Consider the following 23,097-nt stretch of genomic DNA (forward strand, 5'->3'; position numbering starts at 1 on the left):
TTTTTTTAACCTGGATTGGTTTTGAAAAATAAAGTAATAAATTGCGATTAATGGCTGTTTTTGTGCTACTTAAAAGGCAATGGTTTGACTAGAAAAATCATACGATAATTTATAAAAAATAAAGGCTATAGAAATTATAATACTTGTCGCGTCGGCTTGAACGATCAAGCGCTCTTCGCTGGATGTAATGCTGTTGTCATACTGGGTCCGGTATAAAGAAATGCCCTCCTGATACTTATCTTATCAGCTCGCCTTAATGGGCACGAATAATGTCTACGCTGCATACTTTAATATGCAGGTAACTTGCTGAATTTAAGCCATCAACACATTTATCTGCGTGTGGACAGCATTGATTTTAAACTGCTCAATAGTACAAGGATGTAGGCAAAGGTATGATAAAACTAATCCGAAACAGTACGTAAAACTGCTCCAAACACCTTAGTAAACGGTGAATGCCGTATCGACAGCTCGTGAATTCGAGCGCTCGTTGAGCTGAATTGGAGTCGACTGCTATGTTATCGCGCTTATTGCACCCCTTATTTCGTCTGCCAAGACCTCAAAAACGCCTGATTCAGTTAGTGGTTGATGCCGGGCTGATAACGGTTAGCTTTCTGCTGGCCATGTTCTTGCGGCTAGATGGTTGGTCCTTTGTGTCCAACTCCAACGTCTGGCTGGTCTTACCTGCCATTATTCCTATTAGTCTTTTCATCTTTGCGCGACTGGGATTCTACCGAGCAATCATCCGCTTCATGGACATGCAGGCGGCGACGACCGTTCTAGCCGGCGTATTAGCATCCACGATGGTACTGATCGTGGTCAACTACGTCGCGCTTTTACCTATTCCTCGTTCGGTACCTTTCATTTACGCCATGCTCGCCATGTTGACCATCGGCGGCGTACGAGCGGTATTGAGATCACTCTACTCTCGCGGTCAGGTACGTTACAAAACGCGTGTATTGATTTATGGCGCGGGCAGCTCTGGGCGACAGCTGGTCGTGTCGTTTCGTAGTGGGAACGAATACGAGCCCGTATGCTTCGTGGATGATGACAGCGAAGTACAGCGCTCCACTATCCAAGGGCTCAAGGTTCATCATCCCCGCGCCGTTCAAGGCCTAATCGATGTTTATGGGGTTGAAAAAATTCTGCTGGCGCTGCCCAGCGCGAGCCACGCGCGCCGTCGGGAAATTCTCGAGTCACTGGAAGACGTGACGGTCCCGGTACAAACGGTTCCCGGCATGGCCGATGTGATTACTGGCAAGGCCAAGACCACAGAAATTCGCGATGTGGCCGTCGAGGACCTGCTGGGGCGCGACCCGGTACCGCCCAACCCTGACCTGATTGGTGCCAATATCTCCGACAAGGTGGTACTAGTCACCGGGGCGGGTGGATCGATCGGTAGCGAACTGTGTCGGCAAATTTTACGCCAGCATCCTACCAGGCTGCTGCTTTTGGAAGTGTCTGAATACAACCTGTACTGCGTCGAGCAGGACCTGCGTGGCCTTGCCCAGGAAGAAGGGCTGGAGCATGTAGAGGTACTGGCGTTATTGGGATCGGTGCAGCACACCGAGCGCCTTCAATCCGTCATGACCTACTACCAGGTGCAGACGGTTTACCACGCGGCGGCCTATAAGCACGTGCCCATGGTCGAGCACAACGTGGAAGAGGGGTTGGTCAACAATGCCATTGGCACGCTCAACTGCGCGCGGGCAGCCGTCGCCAGCGGTGTCAGCGACTTTGTGCTGATTTCTACAGACAAGGCCGTGCGGCCGACCAATGTGATGGGGGCGACCAAGCGGCTGGCAGAGCTTGTGTGTCAGGCCATGTCTAGCGCACAAAGTAACACCCGTTTTTGCATGGTACGTTTTGGCAACGTGCTGGGCTCCAGCGGCTCGGTTGTGCCCATGTTCCGTCGTCAAATTGCCGCGGGCGGGCCGGTCACCGTTACTCATCCTGAGATTACGCGTTATTTCATGACCATCCCCGAGGCTGCCCAATTGGTCATCCAGGCCGGAGCAATGGCCAAGGGTGGCGACGTATTCGTGCTGGATATGGGCGAACCCATCAAAATCACCGACCTTGCCACCAAAATGGTGCGTCTGTCCGGATTCGACCCCTACGTGACGGAGCCGAACCAGACGAAACACTCGCTCAATGGCGATATCGAGATTCGCTTTACCGGCTTGCGCCCGGGGGAGAAGCTCTACGAGGAGCTTCTCATTGGCGAGCGCGTGCGAAATACGGCCCACCCGCGCATCATGTCGGCTAACGAAGTATCGCTGTCCCTCGAGGAAACCGAGCGCTTGATGAGCGAACTGATGCGTGCATGCCGGAGCAGTGATTCTCGACGCCTTCAGCAGCTGTTGATCGATGCGCCCTTGGGCTATGCCCCCAACAGCGAGCTGGTGGATCACCTGTGGCAGTGTCCGGTACGCAAGGAGGCCGTTCTGACCGCCATGCACGGTGACTTCGACAGCGGCCCGGCTTTGCACAGCGTCGCTTAAATTTTAACGCGCGAAACGCCGATAGGCTTGAATAGCGCATCGATTTGACCGACAACACCTCAAGAGCCGTTCGTCCTACACGCTGATCTCTTTCAGCGGTAGAAGGCGAACGGCTCTTTTTTATGTTTAAGCGGGCCGGCCAGCGATGGCTGGCAGGGCCCCAAGGTAGCGGTGGGGCGTAGGGAGATAAGACCAGTGTCAGGCCACTGGTTTTATTCACGCGTCTCTCGCGAATATTCTCAATATTTAATCAAGTCTCACTGCCCGTAATACGACCGACTACTCCCAGGCCGGGAACGGATCCGGCAGCGCCTTCCAGGCATCGAACCCTTCCAGCAGCTCTTCTTCGTTCAAAAGACAGTCGTCCAAAGCGGCGCGCATACGAGCTTTATCCATGTGCTGGCCGATGAATACCAGCTCCTGACGCATGTCGCCGAAGGGTTCGACCCATTTTTCCTTGATGAAATCACGATACTCCGGGTCCGTGGGCCAGCGCGACTCGGGGATCGCTTTCCAGAACATGCCGGCGACGCCGTGATGGGCAATGCCGCCGGCCTGGCTCCACTGGCCGGCCCACTGGGGGCGGGTGGCCAGCCAGAAAAAGCCTTTCGAGCGCAGCAGCCCTTCGCCGAACCAGTCCGCGTGCAGCAGCTCAAAAAATTTGCCCGGGTGGAAGGGGCGTCGCGCGTGGTAGGCGAAACTCGAAATGCCGTACTCTTCGGTTTCCGGCACGTGCTCGCCGCGCATCTCCTTGAGCCATCCCGGCGCGCGCTGGGCGCGCTCGAAATCGAAGCGCTGGGTGTCGAGCACCTTGTTCAGCGCCACCTGGCCCTGGCGGATCGGGACGATCTCGGCGTCCGGGTTTAGTGAGGTCAGCACCGCTTTTAGCGATTCAAGCTCACGCTCGCTCATCAGATCAACCTTGCTGACCAGCAACACGTCGCAAAACTCGATCTGATCGACCAGCAGGTCCGCCACGTTACGCTCGTCCTCTTCCCCCAGGTGCTCGCCCGCCTCTTCGAGGCTTTGAGCCTGCTGGTACTGGGTAAGAAAGTTGGCGCCATCGACGACGGTGACCAGCGTATCCAGACGCGCGACGTGAGAGAGGCTCTGGCCCTCTTCGTCCTCGAAGGTGAACGTTTCGGCCACCGGCAGCGGCTCGGAAATACCGGTAGACTCGATTACCAGATAATCGAAGCGCCCCTCGCGGGCAAGCTTGCCTACCTCGACGAGCAGATCCTCGCGCAGCGTGCAGCAGATGCAGCCGTTGCTCATCTCGACGAGCCGCTCATTAGAGCGGTTCAGCGCCACTTCCTCTTCTGATGCCTCGGTAGGGCCGCCACGAACCAGGGCGGCGTCGATGTTGACCTCGCTCATGTCGTTGACGATCACCGCCACGCGGCGGCCTTCGCGATTGGCCAGAATATGGTTGAGTACGGTGGTCTTGCCGGCGCCGAGAAATCCCGAGAGCACGGTAACGGGGAGGGGGTGGAAGTCAGACACGGTCGATCTCTCTACTTTTAATGTTACGTTATAGTATATCAATTAAAAGGGAGTTGAAATATGTTCTGCTCAACGTGATCTGGTCATGGTGCAGTGGAATGCCCCCGCGGGGGCAGGGGGATTAGAAGCGTTTGTACTGGGTCGGACAGTAGCCGCGCTGAATGGCGGGCGAGCGAAGCGCGCGGTGTTTGGTTGCTCGAGCACTAACGCGTCGGCGCCAGAGTTTGAACGAGTCGGGTTTGAGCGCGTGGCGCATGACATCGACGACATCGTGCTCGCCCAAACCGTACAGGCCTTCAATGGCTTCAAACGGGGTACGATCCTCCCAGGCCATTTCGATGACGCGGGAGCGGTCTTCTTCGGGGAGTCGCTTGAAACGTTCGACGGACGCTTTGGCCATGGGGCATACCTTCCAGAATTACGGTGGTCAGGATCACAACTGGTTGTTTGGACATGTTTGTTTGGAACTGCTTGTTGTTTGGAGCTGCTTGCTTGGACACGATCCGCGGTGCTGCGTTCGCCTGGACGCCGGGGGTTACTTTTCGTTTGGCGCCTTTTGATGAAGGCGCGCCGCCAGACTTTCGGTGATATCGAGGATGAGCTTACGATCCTGCTGCTCGAGCGGCGCCAGCAGGTCTTTCATTCGGCTCGCCTGATCGTCGGTTTGAAGGCTCACTTCACCCAGCAACTCGGCGGTCTCGCAGTTGAAAATCGCGGATAGCTGTACCAGACGTATCACGTTGGGAATCACTCGCCCCCGCTCGATACGGGAGACGGCTTCGTTACCGATTCCCAGCCGCTCAGCCACTTCTTCCTGGGTCATCTGGCAGCCTACGCGCCGTTTGGCGATTGCACCGCCGATGTGACTGGCGATATGTTCCCGTTCTTTTTTCGTCACGTTGCCCTCCCAATGATAAAGAATGGTTAAGGACCCACCTGTTGACATGAAGGACTAAGCGAGTTGAGTATCAACTCAAGAGGTTGGTAGACGATAATTAAATTTGTCGAATCAAATCATTGGCGCTGGCTATGTGGGGCGTGCCGAGGCGTGGGCGGTCCTTGCACAAATGCTGCGGTAAAGTCGTCACGTTCAGGGTCAAGAACGGGCGCAAGAAGCCGATATAGCTTCCAATGATGCTGAGTGGGAATGATGTTGCGCGGGAATGTAGGGCGGGTGAGTCGTCAATGAGAACTTTCGTGCCAGCTGCACAGTTAAATTGTTATATTCGTATTAGCCATATGTTGTAAAAAGATAGCACCGCACTGAGGCTGACGGTCCTCACTGTGGGTGAAGAGGCATCGGTATCGACGCCGTTAATGGATCAACTTCAAGGCGTTCAACTTCATGCTCTCAGACTCTGCGCCCAGTATCCTGCAGCAGCTCTCCAGAAGCCTTCTTCGCAGCAGCCGTGAAGAGTTCTTCGAGCAGTTGACCCTCTCGTTGTCAGCGCTTCTGGGCGTCGATCACGTGCTGGTCGCGCGCATCGATGCGCATCAAAGCCTCGTTTCTCCGGTAACGCTCTACTCCAACGGGCAGTGGCTTCCTCAAGCGCCGTTCCCGATCAAGGGAACCGCCTGCAGCCAAGTGAGCCCGAGCAGTGAGTTCTTTGCCGAGGCAGGCATTTGTTCCCGCTTTCCCAATGATACGCAGCTGGCCGCGCTTGATGCCCAGGGGTATCTGGGGGTGCCCATGCTGGATGCCGATGGCAACTGGCTCGGGCTGATCGCGCTGATTCACTCCTCGCCATTGACGCTTCCCGATTTCGCCGTCGATACGCTGAGAATCGCGGCGTCACTTGCAAGTTTCGAACTCTCTCGCCGTTTGGCTGGCGCCAACGCCAATGTGCGTATCGCCGGCCAGCGCCGGGCGCTCAAGCTTTTAAGCGAAGGCGGCGAGGCGGTGTTCAATGCCCAGGATGAAACGGCGCTCATGCAGAGCTGCTGTGATGTGGCCGTCGACACTGGCGGCTACGCCGCTGCCTGGATCAGCCGCCCGGGTCCTCTGGGCCGCGCCGATTCGCTGAGTGTGAGGACGATGGCCGACCGGGACGGCCAGGAGATCGCCTGGTGCAGTCCGCGCCAGCTGATGATCAAGCGCTACAGCCGCGCCTTGACCCAGACCGCATTCGCGACCGGCAAGCCGGTCTTTATCACAAAGCCAGGCCAGACCGGTGGCGTCAACGAAACGGTCGCCTCCACCTTATGCTCTCTGGGGGTTAAAGCATTCATCGCGCTGCCGCTGATGTTTCGCGATACGCCTTTGGGCGTGCTCAGCTGCTACCACGCTCAGGAAACGTGCATTTCCAAAAAAGAGCGTAAGGTCCTGGGCGATCTGGCCAACGATATCGCCTTTGGACTGGACAGCATCGTGCGCCGACAAAACGAGCAGCGCATTCAGCACGCGGTGGCCCACGTGGCCACGGCGGTGTCGGCCAACCACGGCGAGGCGTTTTTGTCTCAGCTCACCGCCCACATGGCGACGGCGCTCGATGCCCAGGTGGGGTTCATCGCTCGGCTCGACGCAATGGAGCCGGGCGTGGCGTCGATGGCGTCGCTCAATATCAGAGGCGAAGAGCAGCCTGGCATTCGCTATCGAATAGCCGGCGTGCCCTGTGAAGACGTTGTCAATCACAAAGAGTGCGTGGTGCTCGAAAATGCCGCCATCCGTATGCCCGCCGAGTCCAACGGCGAGCTCGACTGGGTCAACGGCTATATCGGTCGCCGATTGGACGATGCCCAGGGGCAACCGATCGGCGTTGTCGGCGTCATGTTCGAACAGCCCCTGGAGGACACCCACATCGCTCGCACGGTGCTGCAGATTTTTGCCGCACGGGTCGCCTCGGAGCTTTCGCGTCAGCAGGACGAGAGCCGCATTCGCGAGTTGGCCTACCGCGACGAGGGCACGCGCCTGCCCAACCGGGCGGATTTCATGCAGCGACTGGTGCAGCACGTGGGACAGACACCACCGCGTTCGTTGGCGCTACTGCTGCTGGGCCTTAACCATTTCAAGGAAATCAACGATATCGCCGGCCATTATGTCGGCGATCTGGTGCTTAAAGAGGTCGCCAAGCGGTTCTCGACGGTGCTGAAAGAGCGCCACTATCTGGCAAGGCTGGGCGGCGACGAGTTCGTGGTGCTGTGTCTTGACGCCGGCCAGCATGAAGCGATCGAGATCGCCACCCGGCTTCAGGACTCGCTCGTGGCGCCCGTGGTCGTCGAGCAGCATACGGCGGACGTCAGCGCAAGCGTCGGCGTATCGGTGTGCCCCGACCAGGCGCGCACCGCCCAGGGGCTCCTTCGATACGCCGATATCGCCATGCATCAGGCCAAGCGAGCACCGTCGAGCGCGCGATTGTTCGAGCCGTGGATGGAGCAGGCCATGCGCGAAAAGCTCGACATGGCCAAGCGGCTTGCCATCGCCATCGCACACAAGACACTGACCCTGAACTTCCAGCCCCAGGTGAACCTGCACACCCGCGAGTTGATCGGCGCCGAGGCGCTTTGCCGCTGGCAGGACGAGGTGCTGGGCTTCGTCTCGCCGGGTGATTTCATCCCGCTGGCCGAGGAGCGCGGCATGATGGTCGCGCTCGGGCGCTGTGTCATCGAGAAGGCGTGCCAGCAGCTCGCCCAGTGGAAAGGCCAGGGGCTTTCGCTTTGCGGGCAGCTTGCGATCAACGTGGCGGCGGATCAGTTCGACGACAACGACCTGATCGACACGCTGTTCGAAAACTGCAGCCGCTATCATATTACCCCCTCGATGCTGAGTCTGGAGCTGACCGAAAGCGGCATTATGGTCAACCCGGAAGAGGCCGTGGCGATCACCCGCTACTGCAAGGAGCAGGGCATGGGCCTGGCCATCGACGACTTCGGCACGGGCTACTCCTCGCTTGCCTATCTCAAGCGCTTCGCCGTGGACAAGATCAAGATCGATATCTCCTTCATCCGCGACATGCTGGTCAGCGAAAACGACCGCATTATCGTCGCCACCATCATCGCCATGGCCCATACCCTGGGGCTCGAAACGATCGCCGAAGGGATCGAAAGCCAGGCGCAAATCGAGCCGCTGCTCGAGATGGGCTGCACGCAAGGGCAGGGCTATCTGTTCGACCGGCCGCTCACGGCGTCACAGTTCGCAACGCGCTGGCTTTGAACGCGTACCCAACGTTCGCCCCCTTTAACGCGTCAACTCTCTTTACTCACGTCGGATTTGCCGAAACTTGATAGGCGAAGCGCCTGGTTGGCGCTAAGGTGAACAGAAGAGAGACCACACACGGCGTCGGCGCCCGCCGGCGGGGTCAAGCGCACAGGGGGCAATCATGACCAGGGCTTACCATACCCAGGTAGGGAGTCGTCGCTACGGCTTTTCGAATCTGGCCGAGCTGATGGCCAGGGCCACGCCGGCCCGCTCCGGTGACCGGTTGGCCGGCGTCATGGCCGAAAGTGCCGAAGAGCGCGTGGTCGCCCAGATGGTGCTGGCCGAGCTTCCGCTTTCCACCTTTCTCAACGAAGCGCTGGTGCCCTACGAAGACGATGAGATCACTCGGCTGATCATCGACGACCACGACGCCGCCGCCTTCGCGCCGATCAGCCACCTGACGGTCGGCGATTTTCGCAACTGGCTGTTATCGGATCAGGCCACCCCCGAGGTGCTTGCGCGTGCGCGCGCTGGCATTACCCCGGAAATGGCCGCAGCGGTGAGCAAGCTGATGCGCAACCAGGATCTGATTCTGGTAGCGAAAAAATGCCGCGTCGTCACCGCCTTTCGCAACACCATCGGCTTGCCCAACCGGCTTTCCACTCGCCTGCAGCCCAACCACCCGACCGACGATGTCACCGGGATCGCCGCGAGCATTCTCGACGGGCTTTTGTACGGCAGTGGTGATGCGGTGATCGGCATCAACCCGGCCACCGACAACGTTGCCCAGAGCGTGAAGTTGATGCGCCTGATGGACGAGGTGATCCAGAAGTACGAGATCCCCACCCAGTCCTGCGTACTCACCCACGTGACCAACACGCTGGAGGCGATCGAGCAGGGCGCGCCGGTGGATCTCGTCTTTCAGTCGATCGGCGGCACCGAGGCCACGAACAAGAGCTTCGGCTTCGATCTGGCAACGCTTGCCGAGGCCGAAGCCGCGGCGCAGTCGCTTGACCGCGGCACGGTCGGGCGCAACGTCATGTATTTCGAGACCGGCCAGGGAAGCGCACTTTCCGCCGATGCCCATCATGGCCTCGACCAACAGACCTGCGAGGCGCGCGCCTACGCCGTGGCGCGCAAGTTCAACCCGCTTTTGGTCAATACCGTGGTCGGCTTCATCGGCCCGGAGTACCTGTTCGACGGCAAGGAGATCACTCGCGCCGGGCTCGAGGATCACTTCTGCGGCAAGCTTCTGGGCGTGCCCATGGGGTGCGACGTCTGCTACACCAACCACGCCCAGGCTGACCAGAACGACATGGACAACCTGCTCACGCTTCTGGGCGTGGCCGGCTGCAATTTCGTGATGGGCATTCCGGGCTCGGACGACATCATGCTCAACTACCAGACCACCTCGTTTCACGATGCGCTCTACGCGCGCCGGGCGCTGGGCCTCAAGGCCGCTCCCGAGTTCGAGCAGTGGCTTGCGCGCATGCAGATTTTTGAGGATGTCGATACCCACCGGCTAAATGACCACGTCCCGAAGGCGTTCGCGAAAAGCCTGCGCCGTCTACCCGGGGAGGCGAGCCATGAGCAGTGATCACACGCCAACGCCACGCTCCTTTACGGAGCAGGGCCTCGACGCCGGCGTGGTCGACAACCCCTGGGCGACGCTTCGCGCTTTCACCGATGCGCGCATCGGTCTCGGTCGCGCCGGGGTGAGTCTACCTACCCATAAACTGCTGGAGTTTCAGCTCGCCCACGCCCAGGCCCAGGACGCGGTGCACTGCCCGCTGGACATCGACGCGCTGAAGGCGTCGCTGAAAGAGGCGCTTGATCTCGACGCCGAGCCACTACTGCTGAAAAGCCGGGCGACGGACCGCGCCACCTACCTGCAGCGCCCGGACTACGGCCGCCGGTTGAGCGACGAGGATCGCGAGCGCCTCGAGGCGCAGACGGACAGCACCGAGCCCAGTGATCTTGCCATCGTCATCGTCGACGGCCTCTCGGCGCTGGCGGTACAGCAGAACGGTGCCCCGTTTCTGAAGGCGCTCGACCAGGCGTTGAAGCAGGATACTAACGACTGGCGCCTGGCGCCGGTGACCGTCGTCGAGCAGGGCCGCGTGGCCATCGGCGACGAGATTGGCGCGCTGTTGAACGCCCGCGCGGTGCTGGTGATGATCGGTGAGCGCCCCGGGCTCAGCTCGCCGGACAGCCTCGGGCTCTACATGACCTGGGCGCCGGAGGTGGGGCTTCGAGACGACCGGCGCAACTGTATCTCCAACGTGCGCCCGGCCGGGCTCGAGGCCGACCAGGCGGCGCGTAAACTCCTGCTGCTGCTCAAGGAGGCGCGCGAGCGACAGCTTTCCGGGGTCAAGCTCAAGGACCGAAGCGAGGACGACGTGGTCGAGGGCATAGGCTCGACCCGCAATTTCCTGGTCGCCGACTGAGGCGGCCAGGCGCTTTACACCGCGCGCGACACGGGCTACAACGGGACGTGATCTGACAAGGAGAGCGTCATGTTGACAGGCGAACCCGTGGGCGAGCGCCACCCAAACGCTGGCACGCCGCCGCACCTGGTAGTGTTCACTGGCTCCGGCATCAGCGTCGAAAGCGGTATCAAGACCTTTCGCGCCAGCGATGGCCTCTGGGAGGAGCACCCGGTCGAGCAGGTGGCGACCCCGGAAGGTTTTCGCGCCGACCCCGAACGCGTGCTCGCCTTCTACAACCAGCGCCGAGCGCAGATTCGCCGCGCCCAGCCCAACGCAGCACACAAGGCGCTGGCCACGCTCGAGCAGGACGGCTTTAACGTCTCGATCATCACCCAGAACATCGACGATCTGCACGAGCGGGCGGGCTCGCGCTACGTGCTGCACCTTCACGGCGAAATTTTGAAAGCGCGCTCCAGCGTTGACGCGAGCCTTCGCTACCCGGTGGCCGGCGATATGACCCTGGGCGATCTTTGCGACAAGGGCAGCCAGCTGCGCCCGGACGTGGTCTGGTTCGGTGAGTCGGTACCGCTTTTCGAGCAGGCCTGTGAGCTTGCAAGCCAGGCAGACTTCTTTCTGGTCGTGGGCACCTCACTTGCCGTGATGCCCGCCGCCTCGCTGTTGTCTTATATCGGTGTCGATGCGCCCTGCGCGCTGATCGACCCGGACGCCGATGCGCTGACCCCGCCGGGGGTGCTGGCGATCAACACCACCGCCGGGGAAGGGGTGCCGGCGCTAGTCGAGCGCTGGCGCCGGCAGCGAAGTCTAGCGCTTGACTGAGTTGGCCGGAAGCCGCGATAAAGCAGCACCGCTGTGACAGCGATCAGCTAAAGGTAACAAGGAACCACTACATGAGCGATGACACCACGGACCTCGAGGTGTTGGATCATCAAAACGCCGAGCGCGCGCGCTTTACCCTGGCGCCTTCCCTGACGACGCGCACACTGGCGCCGGCACAAATTCCCGTCATCGACCTGGGCCCGTTGCTCGATCAGAGCGACCCGATGAGCGTCGCCAACGCGATTGGTCAGGCGTGTGAACGCACCGGATTTTTCTATGTGCGCGGGCACGGAATCGACCCCGGGCTCGTCGAGCAGGCGTTTACGATGGCGGCCGGTTTCTTTGCGCGCCCCCTGGCGGAAAAGGAGGCGCTCAATATCGTCGGCTCGGGGCTCTCCTTGCGCGGCTACACGCCACTGTTTGGTGAAAACGTCGACCCAAACAAAAGTCGCGACTTGAAAGAGTGCTTCGATCTGGGGCTCGATGAGGCCGAGGTGTCGCCGTTTCGTGGCCCCAACCGGATGCCGGCCAAACCCGAGGCGTTCAAGGCGGTGTTCGAGCGCTACTACGCCGAGATGCTGACGCTGGGCCATCGCCTGGTGGGGGCCATCGCGCTGAGTCTTGGGCTTTGTGAGGATTACTTCGCGCCGCGCCAGAAACGGCCCATAGCGATTCAGCGACTGCTGCACTACCCAAGCCAGGCCGGCGCGATCGGTGAAGAGGAGATCGGTATCGGCGCCCACACCGACTACGGGCTTTTGACCATCCTCGCGCAGGACGCCGTAGGTGGTCTGCAGATTCGCCATTGCGACGGTACCTGGATCAGCGCGCCGCCCATCGACGGGGCTTTCGTGGTCAATATCGGCGACCTGGTGCAGACCCTCACCAATGACCGCTACGTGTCGACGCTGCACCGGGTGGTCAACACCAGCGGCCGACAGCGTTACTCGCTGCCGTTCTTCTTCGATCTCGATTTTGAGGCCATGGTCGAGGTACTACCAAGCTGTACGAGCGAAAGCGTCCCGCCGCGCTACGCCCCTTACGCCAGTGGCGCGCACAAGTTCGCCCGCTACGCCGCAAGCTACGCCCATCTGCGTGATACTTCCTGCGTGGAAGCCCTGGCCGAGTGAATTCGGCCAGAGCGCACCCGGCGTGCTGGCATCGGTTCAGCGCTGACCCCATGGGAAAACGGCGAGCCCGCTTGCGCTTGGTGCTCGCGGGTTCGTCACGCGAGCGGCGCTGCTTTATACTCTGCGCCCTTTGATCGTTTGGGTGCGCCGATGTCTGCCTCTGATACTCCCTCTGAATTGGCTTCGTCTGCCGAGCATTCGCGCCCGCCACGGCGCGAGTTCAAGGCGCGCGGCAGCTTCGTGATTCGCTGTGAAGGGTGCAACCTGCCCAAACTCAACTGCCTCTGCCCCTACAAGGTGAGTGTGGAGAGTTACGCCCAGGTGTGGCTTTTGACCCACTCGCTCGAGCACTTGAAACCCACCAACACCGGGCGGCTGATTGGGGACGTGCTAAATGAAACCCGCGTTTTCACCTGGGCGCGCACCGCGCTCGACCCTAAGCTTGAAGCGCTACTGAAGGATGCGCGCTACGCGCCGTTTCTGATCTTTCCCGACGACCAACCGGACTACGCCGACCGCGTGGTGGGAATGGACGCGGTGCACGCGGTAAAGGCCTGCGACCGGATACCGGTGTACGTGATTCTCGACGGTACCTGGCGTCAGGCGCGGCGCATGTTTCGTAAAAGCCCTTATCTCGATGGCCTGCCGATACTGCCGCTTCGCACCGAGCGTGAAACCCGCTACCGCCTTAGAAAGCCCGCCTCGAAAGCGCATCTATGCACCGCTGAAGTGGCCACCGAGCTTCTGCGCCAGGGCGGCGATATTGAAGCGGCAAACGTGCTCGACGACTACTTCGACGTGTTCAACGAAAGCTACGCGGCGAGCCGTTTCTATCGCAAAATCGACGAGCCGACGCCCGCCATGGAGCGGCTATTGGCCAAACGGGCGGATATTTAAAGGGTTGAACCGGTTTCAAGCGCTTGTTTGCGCCGGCAGCCAGCGGCGCAGCACCTTGCGTACCCAGTACCAGCGGTTGATCAGCAGCGCCAAAAAGATCAGCGCGCAGCCCGAAAGCTGTAGCGGGGTCATGGTTTCATTGAACCACCAGGCGGCAATCAGCGCGGTCCACACGGCTTCGAGCATCAGGATGACCGAGGCGTGGCTCGGCGTCGTCATGCCCTGGGCCTTGATCTGCAGGAAGTAGCGAAGCGAGCTTGCCAGCACCACGCTTGCCAAAAACCAGCCCAGCACCGGCGTACTCAGCGCCATGGGCTGGCGCTCGAAGATTAGCGAAACCAGCGTCAGCACCGCACCTACCGCCAGAAGCTGCAGCGTGGTCAGCGGAAGGGCCGCCACGTTGCGCACCACTCGCGTGTTGACGTTGATCAAAAGCGCAAAGCAGAGTGCGGCGCACACCATCAAAAGCTGGCTAAGCTCGACGCGAAAGCCTGCGTTGAGTGACAAAAGCCCAAAGCCTGCCAGCGCCACGGGCAGCGCGATCCAGGTCGTGCGCGGGGGCGTGTCGCCAAACAGTATGCCGAGCACCGGCACCATCAAAATCCCCAGGCTCGTGATAAAGGCACTTTCGCCCAGGTGCGAGGAGACGCTTAGCCCCATGATCCAGAAACCGGTCGCCAGGCTGAACAGCAGCCCAACGAACAGGCTTCGCCGCACCCGCCGGGCGGGCAGGCGCGAAAGCGAAGGCCAGGCAAAGCCCAGAAGGATCAGTCCGGCAAGCAGAAAGCGGCTGCCGATGAACAGAAGCGGCGGCATGCCGGCAAGCGCTTCTCTGGAAAAGATCCAGCCGCCGGCGGCCATGAGCGTCACCAGCAGCAGCAAGGCATCCGCCTGCCAGGGCGCACGCTCGATTCTATTCACGCCGCGCTTCCAAACAGCGCCCCGGCGATTCTAAAGCCCGCCACCCAGGTACCCACCGCCGAGCCGAGGGTGGCCAGAATGAACACCAGCAGCGTGCGCGAGACGCGGTTTTTCCACCACCCCTTGAGCGCGGTGACATCGTGTCTGAGCGAGGAGAAGTCGCGCACCTTGGGCTTGCGCATGTAAAGCTCGACCCCGGCGGCCACGAACCCGGCGCCGATGGTCGGGTTGAGCGAGGTCAGCGGGGCGGCGAAGAAGGTGGAGATGATCGTGACCGGGTGAGCCAGCGCCAGAATCGTCGCCCCACCGGAAAGAATACCGTTGATCAAGAACCACTCCAGCACCAGCTGCCAGCCAAGCTCGGTGTTGCGCGAAAAGCCGATCGCGAAGCCCGTAATGACCAGCGCGGTGATCAGCCAGGGCAGTGCCTTCCAGAGCTTCGACGGCGGCGGCGTATGCTCGAGCGCCTCACGCTCGGTGGTCGGGTTCTCCGGCAGCGGCGCCTCCAGGTGCTCGGCGGTGCCTTTCAGGTGCCCGGCGCCGAGTACTACCAGCACGTTCTTGTAGCGCCCGGGTGGGGCTTGCTCGGCAAGGCGTAGCGCCATGTAGCGGTCGCGTTCGCGAATGAGCGGCGTGTAGAGGTTCTCCGACTCATTGGCGAACTCGCTAAAGGTCGCCTCCAGCATGTCGCCCTCCTTGAGCTTCTCGATCTCCTCCTTCGAGACGTCCTGGCGCGACATGACGCTGCCGATCAGCCCGGTGAACAGCGACATGCGCTGCCACCAGGGCACGTTGCGATAGATCCGCTTGAGCGTCACGCCAACGTCGCGGTCGATCATCAAAAGCGGCAGCGCGTGGGTTTGGCTGGCCTCAACCGCGGCGCGCATCTCGGCGCCGGGCTGGATGCCGGACTGCTCGGCGATGCGCTGCTGAAACGCGCCCAGCGCCAGGCTTGCCGCCACCATGCCCGCCTTGCCCTGCTTGAAGACCTGAAAAAGGTCCTGCTCGCCCATGGCGTCCGGGTTGGTCATGCTGTGGTGGCGGGCGTCGCAAAGTTCGATCGCCACGGCGTCGAAGGCGCCGCTGTCGAGAAGCCGCGTCACGTCGTCGGCGCTTTGGGCCGACACGTGGGCGGTGCCCAGTAGCGTATAGCGGGTGCCTTCGATCTCGATGGCCTTCAGCGGGCCGCTGGTCGCGGGCAGCGTCTCGAACTCGCGGCCCATCGGGGGGGGAGCGTCGTGCGTCATGAGTATCTCGCTAACATAAGGTGGCCCCCGGGCGGCGCTAGCGGCGCCAGAATGCGGGAGTGAATAAAACCAGTACGGTAAAGATTTCCAGGCGGCCCAGCAGCATCGCCACGACCAGAATCCATTTGGCGAGGTTGGGCATGTCGCCGTAGTGTTCGCTGGCCTCGCCTAGAGCCGGGCCCAGATTGTTGAGCGCCGAGCCCACGGTGGACCAGGCGGTGATTTGATCCACCCCGGTGGCCATGACGCCGACCAGCATCAAAAAGAACAGCATCACGTAGGCGGAGAAAAAGCCCCACACGGCCTGGGCGATGCTGTCCGGCACGCTGACCTTACCGACCTTCACCGCGATCACCGCGTTGGGGTGGATCAGGCGCATGACCTCGCGCATGCCCTGTTTCAAAATCAGGATGATACGGATCACCTTCATACCGCCGGCCGTGGAGCCGGAGCAGCCGCCGATGAAGGCCGCCACGAACAGCATGAACGGCAGCGCCCCCGGCCAGGCGGAGAAATCCGCCACGGCGAAGCCCGCGGTGGTCGCCACCGATACCACCTCGAACAGCGCATGGCGCAGGCTGTGCAGCGTATCGTAGGTGTCGGTAAACCAGAGCGTGAAAGCGGCGATCAGCACCAGCCCCACCAGAAACAGCATTAAAAAACGCGCCTCCGGGTCCTCGAAGTAGTGCAGCAGGCGTTTTTCGCGCCAGGCGATGAAGTGCAGGCTGAAGCTGAACGCCGAGACCAGCATGAAGACCACGCAGATCAGCTCGATGGCGGGGCTATTGAAGTAGCCGATGCTGGCATCGTGGGTGGAGAAGCCGCCGATCGCCACGGTCGAAAAGCTGTGGCCGAGCGCGTCGAACCAGCTCATGCCCGCCAGCATGTAAGCCACCAGGCACGCCATGGTCAGCGTGGCGTAGATGTACCAGAGCGCCTTGGCGGTTTCGGTGATGCGCGGGGTGAGCTTGGAGTCCTTGAGCGGCCCGGGGATTTCGGTGCGGTAAAGTGCCATGCCGCCGACGCCGAGCGTCGGCAGGATCGCCACCGCCAGCACCACGATCCCCATGCCGCCGAGCCACTGCAGCTGCTGGCGATAGTAGCGAATCGATTCCGGTAGAAAATCGATGCCGGTGATCACCGTCGCCCCCGTGGTGGTGAGCCCGGAAAACGACTCGAACACCGCGTCGGTGAAGTGCAGCGCACTCGGACCGAAGAGCATCAGCGGAATCGAGCCGAAAAACGCCAGCACCGTCCAGAACATCGCTGCGATGATGAACCCGTCGCGAATACGCAGCTCCTTGCGCGCGCGCCGGTTGGGCAGGTACAACAGTAGGCCGGTGATCACGGTAATGGCGATGCCGCTGGCGAAGGCGTACCAGACACCGTCGCGAAACCAGAGCGATATCAGCATCGGGGGCAGCATGGTGAGGCTGAACAGCATCAAGAGCAGCCCTAGAATGCGTAAAATGACCCTCAAACTCATGGAATCCCGCAGCTCCTGGCCAATGTTTGTAATGACATGGGGCGCTTAAAAGAACGTCAAACCGACCTGGAATAGCCGCTCGACGTCGCGAATCCGGCGCTTGTCGATCACGAACAGAATCACGTGATCGCCGCTTTCCACCGTGGCGTCCCCGTGGGCGATGATGACCTCCTTGCCGCGCACCATCGCCCCGATGGTCGTGCCCTCGGGCAGGTCGATGTCGCGCACCGCCCGGCCCACCACTTTCGACGACTGCTTGTCGCCGTGGGCGATCGCCTCGATCGCTTCGGCAGCCCCGCGTCTGAGCGAATGCACGTTGACGATATCGCCCCGGCGCACGTGGGTTAAGAGGCTACCGATGGTCGCCTGCTGCGGTGAGATCGCGATATCGATCTCGCCGCCCTGCACCAGATCCACGTAGGCGGCGTTGTTGATCAGCGTGAGCACCTTCTTGGCCCCCAGCCGCTTGGCCAGCAGCGACGACATGATGTTGACCTCATCGTCGTTGGTCAGCGCGCAGAAGATATCGCAATCCTCGATGTTCTCCTCCTCGAGCAGGCGCTTGCTGGTGGCGCTGCCGTGGAGCACCACGGTACGGTCGAGCCGCTCGGAGAGCGTGGTGCAGCGCTCGAGACTGTGCTCGATGATCTTGACCTGATGGCTGTGCTCCAGATGCTCGGCCAGGCGCTCGCCGATATTGCCGCCCCCGGCGATCACCACCCGGCGAAAGCCGCGCTCGACGCGGCGGAGCTCGCTCATCACCGCGCGGATATCGCGCCGCGCGGCGAGAAAGAACACCTCGTCGTCGGCTTCGATCACCGTATCGCCGCGCGGGATGATCGGCCGGTTACGCCGGTAGATGGCCGCTACGCGGGTGTCGACGTTGGGCATGTGGCGACCCAGAAAGGCGAGGTCCTGGCCCACCAACGGGCCGCCGTAGAACGCCTTGACCGCCACGAGCTGGACGAGCCCACCGGCGAATTCCAGCACCTGCAGCGCCCCCGGGTGTTCGATCAAGCGGCGTACGTGATCGGTGACTACCTGCTCGGGGCTGATCAGCACGTCGATGGGAATCGCTTCGTGGGCAAACAGGCCCTTGCGGGTCAGATAGGGCGTAGCGCGCACCCGGGCGATCTTGGTCGGCGTGCGAAACAGCGTATGCGCCACCTGGCAGGCGATCATGTTGACTTCGTCGGAGTTGGTGACGGCGATCAGCATGTCGGCGTCCTCGCAGCCGGCCTGGCGCAGCACGATGGGGTAGGAGCCGGCGCCGGTGACGGTGCGGATATCGAGACGCGTGTGAAGCTCGCGGAGCTTGGCCGTGTTGGTGTCGACCACGGTGATATCGTTCTCTTCGCGCGCGAGGTGTTCGGCCAGCGTACCGCCGACCTGGCCGGCGCCAAGAATGATGATTTTCATGGTGAATCGAATCCGTTGAAAGCGCCGGCGGTATGGTCAAACAAGAAGGGCGCTGCAATAAAGACGGCGGCCAGTGTAAACCAGCCGCCGTCGAAAAGCAGTGGGGAATTACTCGAGGGTGAAGCCGACCTTGGCGGTCACCTGCCAGTGGGCGACCTGGCCATTTTCAAGATGGGCGCGTGTGTCGACCACTTCGAGCCAGCGCATGTTGTCGATGCTTTTGGACGCCTTGGCCAGCGCTTTTTGCACCGCGTCTTCAATGCTTTTTTCCGAAGAACCGGTAATCTCTACGTGCTTGTAAACATGATCGCTCATGGTCATCTCATCCTTGTCGATAGTTGGCGACGTGGCGCGACGCTCGCGTCACGCCGGTTGCTTTTCCAGCCTGGCATAAAAAAAGCCATCGTGACTGTTTTGTTGCGAAAAGAGCTGCCGACCGTGGCCGCTGGCCGTGCCCCAGGCGACGTCTGTCGGGGTCGTCACGCGGGCGTCCGGGGTGCGCGCCACGAACGCGTCGATCTGTTTCGCGTTCTCCTGAGGAAGCACCGAGCAGGTGGCGTACAACAGCGTGCCGCCCGGGCGTAAAAGCCCCCAGAGATTGTCCAGAATCGCTGCCTGAAGCCTGGCCAGTTGGCCGATATCGCTTTGCCGGCGCAGCTTCTTGATGTCCGGGTGACGGCGAATCACGCCGGTTCCCGAACACGGCGCATCGAGTAAAATAGCATCGAAGAGTGTGCCGCTCCACCAGTCGCGCTCGGCGGCGTCGGCATGAATCAGGTTGGCGCTCAGGTTGAGCCGGCCAAGCGTATCGTCGACCCGCGCCAGGCGCTGGTTGTCGCTATCCAGCGCCGTTAACGCGATGTCGAACTGCTCGAGCAGGTGGGCGGTCTTGCCGCCGGGAGCGGCGCAGGCGTCCAGCACCTGGGCGCCGGGGCGCGGGGCGATCGCCGGGCCCAATAGCGCGGCGCTGAGCTGGGCCGCCTCGTCCTGCACGCTGACATGGCCCTGCTCGAAGCCGGGGAGCTGCGAGACGTCACAGGGCGTTTCCAGCGTGATGGCGTCCGGCGCGTGAAGGCACAGATGCGCCTCGAGCCCCTGGTCCATGAGCCTGGCCAGATACGCTTCGCGGTCGTTGAAGCGCTGGTTCACCCGCAGCGTCATCGGCCCCGGCTCGTTGTTGGCGGCGACCACGTCGCGCCACTGCTCGGGCCAGGCGCTCTTGAGCGCGTTCAAAAGCCAGGCCGGGTGCTCGAGTGCTGCGCTCTCATCGCGGTCGACCTCGGCAACGAGCGTCTCGCTTTCGCGCTGCAGGCGGCGCAGGCAGCCGTTCAACACCCGCGTGGCCCACTCCTTTTTCAAAAGCCTGGCCGCCCCCGCGGTTTCTCCTACCGCCGCGTGGGCGGGAATACGCATGTATAAAAGCTGGTAGATGCCGATCAATAACAGCGCGTTGACGTCCTGGTCGCGCTTTTTGAACGGCTGTTTCAGGAGTTTGCCGGCGATCGCCTCGAGCCGCGGCAGGCGCCGGCAGCTACCATAGCAAAGCTCCTTGAGCAGGCCGCGGTCGCGGGCAATGACGCTGTGCTCGTCGAGCCCGGCAAGCGAGCCCTGCTCGCTGAGAACCGGGGCGAGGGCGCGAGCGGCGGCAGCGCGCACTTCCTGGCCGCTGCCTTCCTGGGGGCGTTTGGCGCTCATGAACTCTCTTCCTGTTGTATCAAGGGTGAGCCCAGGCGGCTGCCGGGCGCAAGCCGTGGGGGGTGGGCGTTGAGCAGCGCGCTGACCGGCAGCAGCTTGCCGCCGGGAAGCTGAACGTGGCTGACGCACAGCACCTCGCGCCCATCGTCGCCGCAGGCAATGCGCAGGTGATCACCGCCGTGGGCGAGCAGCGTGCCCGGCGCGACGCGATCCGCCTCGACGTGAACAGAGGGGCTTTCGCTTGCGCGCGCTTCGGCGCGGGCCATATAAAGGCGCAGGCGCTCGTCGCCAAGCGCGCACCAGGCGACCGGCCAGGGATTGAAGGCGCGAATCTTCTGCGCAAGCGTAGAGGCAGCCTGGCGAAAGTCGAGCTCGGCCTCGGCCTTGCTCAGCTTGGCGGCGTAGGTCACTCCTTCGACCGGCTGAGGCGTGGCGGTCAGCCCGTCTCCCGCCAGGGCGTCGAGGGTCTCGATCAGCGCTTTGGCGCCATCCTCGGCCAGCCGGTCGTGAAGCAGGCCGCCGGTGGTTTGCTCGGTGATCGGCGTTTTGAGCTCGAGCAGCATGTCGCCGGTATCGAGGCCGGCGTCCATCTGCATGATGGTGACGCCGGAGGCGGCGTCGCCGGCTTCGATTGCCCGCTGAATCGGGGCGGCGCCGCGCCAGCGCGGCAAGAGCGAGGCGTGAACGTTGATACAGCCCAGCCGCGGCGTGTCGAGCACCGCTTGCGGTAGCAAGAGTCCGTAGGCGACCACCACCATGATGTCGGCATCGAGTGCGGCCAGCTCGGCCTGGGCGGCGGGGTCCTTCAGGCTTTGCGGCTGGTACACGGGCAGCTCATGTTCGAGCGCCAGGCGTTTGACCGGACTCGGGGTGAGCTTTCGCCCGCGCCCGGCCGGGCGGTCGGGCTGAGTGTAAACGCCCACCACCTGGTGGTCGCTTTTTAGTAAAGCGGCGAGGTGGGATTCGGCGAACTCCGGAGTGCCTGCAAAGACGACGCGCAGTGAGGGCATGGATCTACCTGTTCGAAAGACGGTGGAGAGGGCGGCCGGATAAACGGGCGTGAAAAAGCCGCCTGCTGGCGGCTTTGACGGCGTCTAGGCGTCCTGCATCAGCTTGTGGCGCTTTTGCATTTTCTTCAGGATGCGGTCGCGTTTGAGTGCGGAGAGATAATCGACGAAGAGCACGCCTTCCAGGTGGTCGTACTCGTGCTGGATGCAGTGGGCGAGCAGCCCGTCCGCTTCGAGCTCGAACGCCTCGCCGTGACGATCCAGAGCGTTCAGCTTCACTTTCAAAAAGCGTGGCACGTCGGCGTAGTGCTCGGGAATCGACAGGCACCCTTCGGACATCGGCTCCTTCTCTTCGCCGATCGGCTCATAGCGCGGGTTGATCATGACCAGCGGCGAGTCGCCCGCCTCGGAGACGTCCATCACCACCACGCGGCGGTGAACGTCGATCTGGGTGGCGGCAAGGCCGATGCCGCGGGCGTCGTACATGGTCTCCAGCATGTCGTCGACCAGGCTTCGAACTTCATCGTCAACGGTCTCCACCGGCTTCGCCTTGGTTCTCAGGCGCTCATCGGGGAATTCGAGAATGGGACGTTTGGCCATGGCGTTACAATCACCGTTGTTGAATCTGCGGTTTGAAACGGGGAGTCCCGGCGCTTCAAACGCGGTAGGGTTGAAAAAGGAGCCAAAAAGTCGCGCTCGCGTTGCAATGGGCGAGGGCGACCCTGTGCTTTACTATAAGCCACTATATCACGCTGGCGGTACTTCTGGGCATGCACGCGGGCGTGTCGTTGGCCGCTGCCACTGCTTTAGGATCCGCCATGGTCGTGCACAAAACCTTTCGCCTGGGTGCCCTCGCCGCGCTGCTGCTGAGTGTCGCCGCGTTCGCCAACGCCGCCGAGGGCTGGGAGCGTATTCGAAGCGACGCCCCCGAGCGCTACGTAGTGGTCAAAGGCGACACGCTTTGGGGCATCGCCGCGCGCTTTTTGCAAAACCCCTGGCAGTGGCCGTCGCTTTGGGAAGCCAATCCGCAGATTCGCAATCCGCACTTGATCTACCCCGGCGACACGCTGATTCTGCGCGACTGCGCCGGTGCTCCCTGCTTTGCGCTGGAAACCGGCCAGCCGGTGGTGAAGCTTTCGCCGCGCGTGCGCACCATCGAGCCGCGCGAGGCGGTGTGGGCGCTGCCGATGGACGTGGTCGAGGTGTTTTTGCGCCAGCATCGCTTTCTGGAGGCGGGCCGGGCGCTGGGGGAGCTTGGCTACGTGGTCGGTGGCGAGAATCAGCGCTTTATCAGCGGCGCCGGCGACACGCTCTACGTGCGCGGTGTGCTGCCCACGGGCGTTGCGCTTGGCTTTTATCGTCCCGGCGAGCCCTATCTGTCCGCCAGCGGCGAGGTGTTGGGCCGCGAGCTGGTCTTTATCGGCGAGGCGCGCCTGATCGATCAGCAGGGCGAGATCGCCCGGGTCGAGGCGCTCAGCGCCAGACAGGAAGTGCGTAACGACGACATCGTGATCGCACTCGATGACAGAATCGAGGCGGATTTCCAACCGCGCGCGCCTCAGGCCGAGGTGGCCGGCCATATCATTGCCGCCCCCGGCGGGGTGCGCTTCATCGGCCGGCTGCAGGTCGTCGCCATCGACCTTGGTACCCAGGATGGCCTTCAGCCCGGGCACGTGCTGCGCGTCGATCAGCAGGGCGAACTCATCAACGACCCGCGCACCGGGGAGCTGTTCCAGCTGCCCAATACCGAAGGCGGGCTCCTGATGGTCTTCAAGCCCTACAGCCGCATGAGCTACGCTCTGGTGATGCAGGCCTCCAACGTACTGGCGATAGGCGATGAGGTGCGCACGCCCAGGCCTTGATGAAACGATCGGGACCAACAGCCCGGGG

19 protein-coding genes are annotated in these 23,097 nt (G+C 61.9%); 8 read left to right on the plus strand and 11 right to left on the minus strand.

Going from position 1 to position 23,097, the window contains the following annotated elements; all coding sequences use genetic code 11:
* Positions 1–512 precede the first annotated feature (512 nt).
* The gene (locus tag RN346_RS03265) at positions 513–2,501 is read left to right on the plus strand and encodes a nucleoside-diphosphate sugar epimerase/dehydratase (protein WP_311962099.1); all 1,989 of its coding nucleotides are present in this window, start codon (positions 513–515) and stop codon (positions 2,499–2,501) included.
* A gap of 279 nt (positions 2,502–2,780) precedes the next feature.
* On the opposite strand, the gene zigA is transcribed toward RN346_RS03265, so the two are convergent.
* The 3 genes from zigA to RN346_RS03280 form a co-directional block, all read right to left on the minus strand.
* Positions 2,781–4,004 (minus strand): zinc metallochaperone GTPase ZigA, encoded by a 1,224-nt coding sequence (gene zigA, locus RN346_RS03270; RefSeq protein WP_311962100.1) that lies wholly within the window; start codon positions 4,002–4,004, stop codon positions 2,781–2,783.
* Positions 4,005–4,125: 121 nt separating this feature from the next.
* Positions 4,126–4,404 carry a TIGR03643 family protein gene (locus RN346_RS03275; protein WP_311962101.1) on the minus strand — a complete coding sequence of 93 codons (279 nt, stop codon included), beginning with the start codon at positions 4,402–4,404 and terminating at the stop codon, positions 4,126–4,128.
* 135 nt (positions 4,405–4,539) lie between these two features.
* Positions 4,540–4,902 carry a helix-turn-helix domain-containing protein gene (locus tag RN346_RS03280; RefSeq protein WP_263584998.1) on the minus strand — a complete coding sequence of 121 codons (363 nt, stop codon included), beginning with the start codon at positions 4,900–4,902 and terminating at the stop codon, positions 4,540–4,542.
* A 447-nt stretch (positions 4,903–5,349) separates the two neighbouring features.
* Here RN346_RS03280 and RN346_RS03285 point away from each other — a divergent pair, with 447 nt between their 5' ends.
* From RN346_RS03285 to RN346_RS03310, 6 genes are all read left to right on the plus strand, one after another.
* Complete coding sequence (locus RN346_RS03285; RefSeq protein ID WP_311962102.1) at positions 5,350–8,154, plus strand: EAL domain-containing protein; 2,805 nt, start codon at positions 5,350–5,352, stop codon at positions 8,152–8,154.
* 166 nt (positions 8,155–8,320) lie between these two features.
* Entirely contained in the window at positions 8,321–9,736 is a 1,416-nt protein-coding gene (locus RN346_RS03290) for an ethanolamine ammonia-lyase subunit EutB (protein ID WP_311960181.1), read from the plus strand.
* The gene (gene eutC, locus RN346_RS03295) at positions 9,726–10,586 is read left to right on the plus strand and encodes an ethanolamine ammonia-lyase subunit EutC (RefSeq protein ID WP_311962103.1); all 861 of its coding nucleotides are present in this window, start codon (positions 9,726–9,728) and stop codon (positions 10,584–10,586) included. Before RN346_RS03290 ends, eutC begins: the two co-directional genes overlap by 11 nt.
* Positions 10,587–10,655: 69 nt before the next feature.
* Positions 10,656–11,405 carry an NAD-dependent deacylase gene (locus RN346_RS03300; RefSeq protein WP_311962104.1) on the plus strand — a complete coding sequence of 250 codons (750 nt, stop codon included), beginning with the start codon at positions 10,656–10,658 and terminating at the stop codon, positions 11,403–11,405.
* A 71-nt stretch (positions 11,406–11,476) separates the two neighbouring features.
* Positions 11,477–12,535, plus strand: a complete 1,059-nt coding sequence (locus RN346_RS03305; protein ID WP_263584993.1) for an isopenicillin N synthase family oxygenase — start codon at positions 11,477–11,479, stop codon at positions 12,533–12,535.
* A 150-nt stretch (positions 12,536–12,685) separates the two neighbouring features.
* Positions 12,686–13,432, plus strand: a complete 747-nt coding sequence (locus RN346_RS03310; protein WP_311962105.1) for a DTW domain-containing protein — start codon at positions 12,686–12,688, stop codon at positions 13,430–13,432.
* A gap of 15 nt (positions 13,433–13,447) precedes the next feature.
* Here RN346_RS03310 and RN346_RS03315 read toward each other — a convergent pair whose 3' ends face one another.
* The 8 genes from RN346_RS03315 to def form a co-directional block, all read right to left on the minus strand.
* Complete coding sequence (locus tag RN346_RS03315) at positions 13,448–14,353, minus strand: DMT family transporter (protein ID WP_311962106.1); 906 nt, start codon at positions 14,351–14,353, stop codon at positions 13,448–13,450.
* Positions 14,350–15,600 (minus strand): TraB/GumN family protein, encoded by a 1,251-nt coding sequence (locus RN346_RS03320; protein ID WP_311962107.1) that lies wholly within the window; start codon positions 15,598–15,600, stop codon positions 14,350–14,352. The genes RN346_RS03315 and RN346_RS03320 overlap by 4 nt, the downstream gene beginning before the upstream one ends.
* Before the next feature lie 37 nt (positions 15,601–15,637).
* Positions 15,638–17,086 (minus strand): TrkH family potassium uptake protein, encoded by a 1,449-nt coding sequence (locus tag RN346_RS03325; protein ID WP_263584989.1) that lies wholly within the window; start codon positions 17,084–17,086, stop codon positions 15,638–15,640.
* A 45-nt stretch (positions 17,087–17,131) separates the two neighbouring features.
* Positions 17,132–18,505 (minus strand): Trk system potassium transporter TrkA, encoded by a 1,374-nt coding sequence (gene trkA / locus RN346_RS03330; RefSeq protein WP_263584988.1) that lies wholly within the window; start codon positions 18,503–18,505, stop codon positions 17,132–17,134.
* A 108-nt stretch (positions 18,506–18,613) separates the two neighbouring features.
* Complete coding sequence (locus RN346_RS03335; RefSeq protein ID WP_252106752.1) at positions 18,614–18,820, minus strand: dodecin; 207 nt, start codon at positions 18,818–18,820, stop codon at positions 18,614–18,616.
* Positions 18,821–18,868: 48 nt separating this feature from the next.
* Positions 18,869–20,200 carry a 16S rRNA (cytosine(967)-C(5))-methyltransferase RsmB gene (gene rsmB, locus RN346_RS03340; RefSeq protein WP_311962108.1) on the minus strand — a complete coding sequence of 444 codons (1,332 nt, stop codon included), beginning with the start codon at positions 20,198–20,200 and terminating at the stop codon, positions 18,869–18,871.
* Positions 20,197–21,210, minus strand: a complete 1,014-nt coding sequence (gene fmt, locus RN346_RS03345; protein WP_311962109.1) for a methionyl-tRNA formyltransferase — start codon at positions 21,208–21,210, stop codon at positions 20,197–20,199. Before fmt ends, rsmB begins: the two co-directional genes overlap by 4 nt.
* An 84-nt stretch (positions 21,211–21,294) precedes the next feature.
* Entirely contained in the window at positions 21,295–21,807 is a 513-nt protein-coding gene (def, locus tag RN346_RS03350) for a peptide deformylase (protein ID WP_263584985.1), read from the minus strand.
* Positions 21,808–22,025: 218 nt separating this feature from the next.
* Between def and RN346_RS03355 the strand changes: the two genes are divergently transcribed.
* The gene (locus RN346_RS03355; RefSeq protein WP_263584984.1) at positions 22,026–23,069 is read left to right on the plus strand and encodes a LysM peptidoglycan-binding domain-containing protein; all 1,044 of its coding nucleotides are present in this window, start codon (positions 22,026–22,028) and stop codon (positions 23,067–23,069) included.
* Positions 23,070–23,097 lie beyond the last annotated feature (28 nt).

The organism is Halomonas sp. PAMB 3232 (assembly GCF_031954225.1).
GTDB lineage: Bacteria > Pseudomonadota > Gammaproteobacteria > Pseudomonadales > Halomonadaceae > Vreelandella.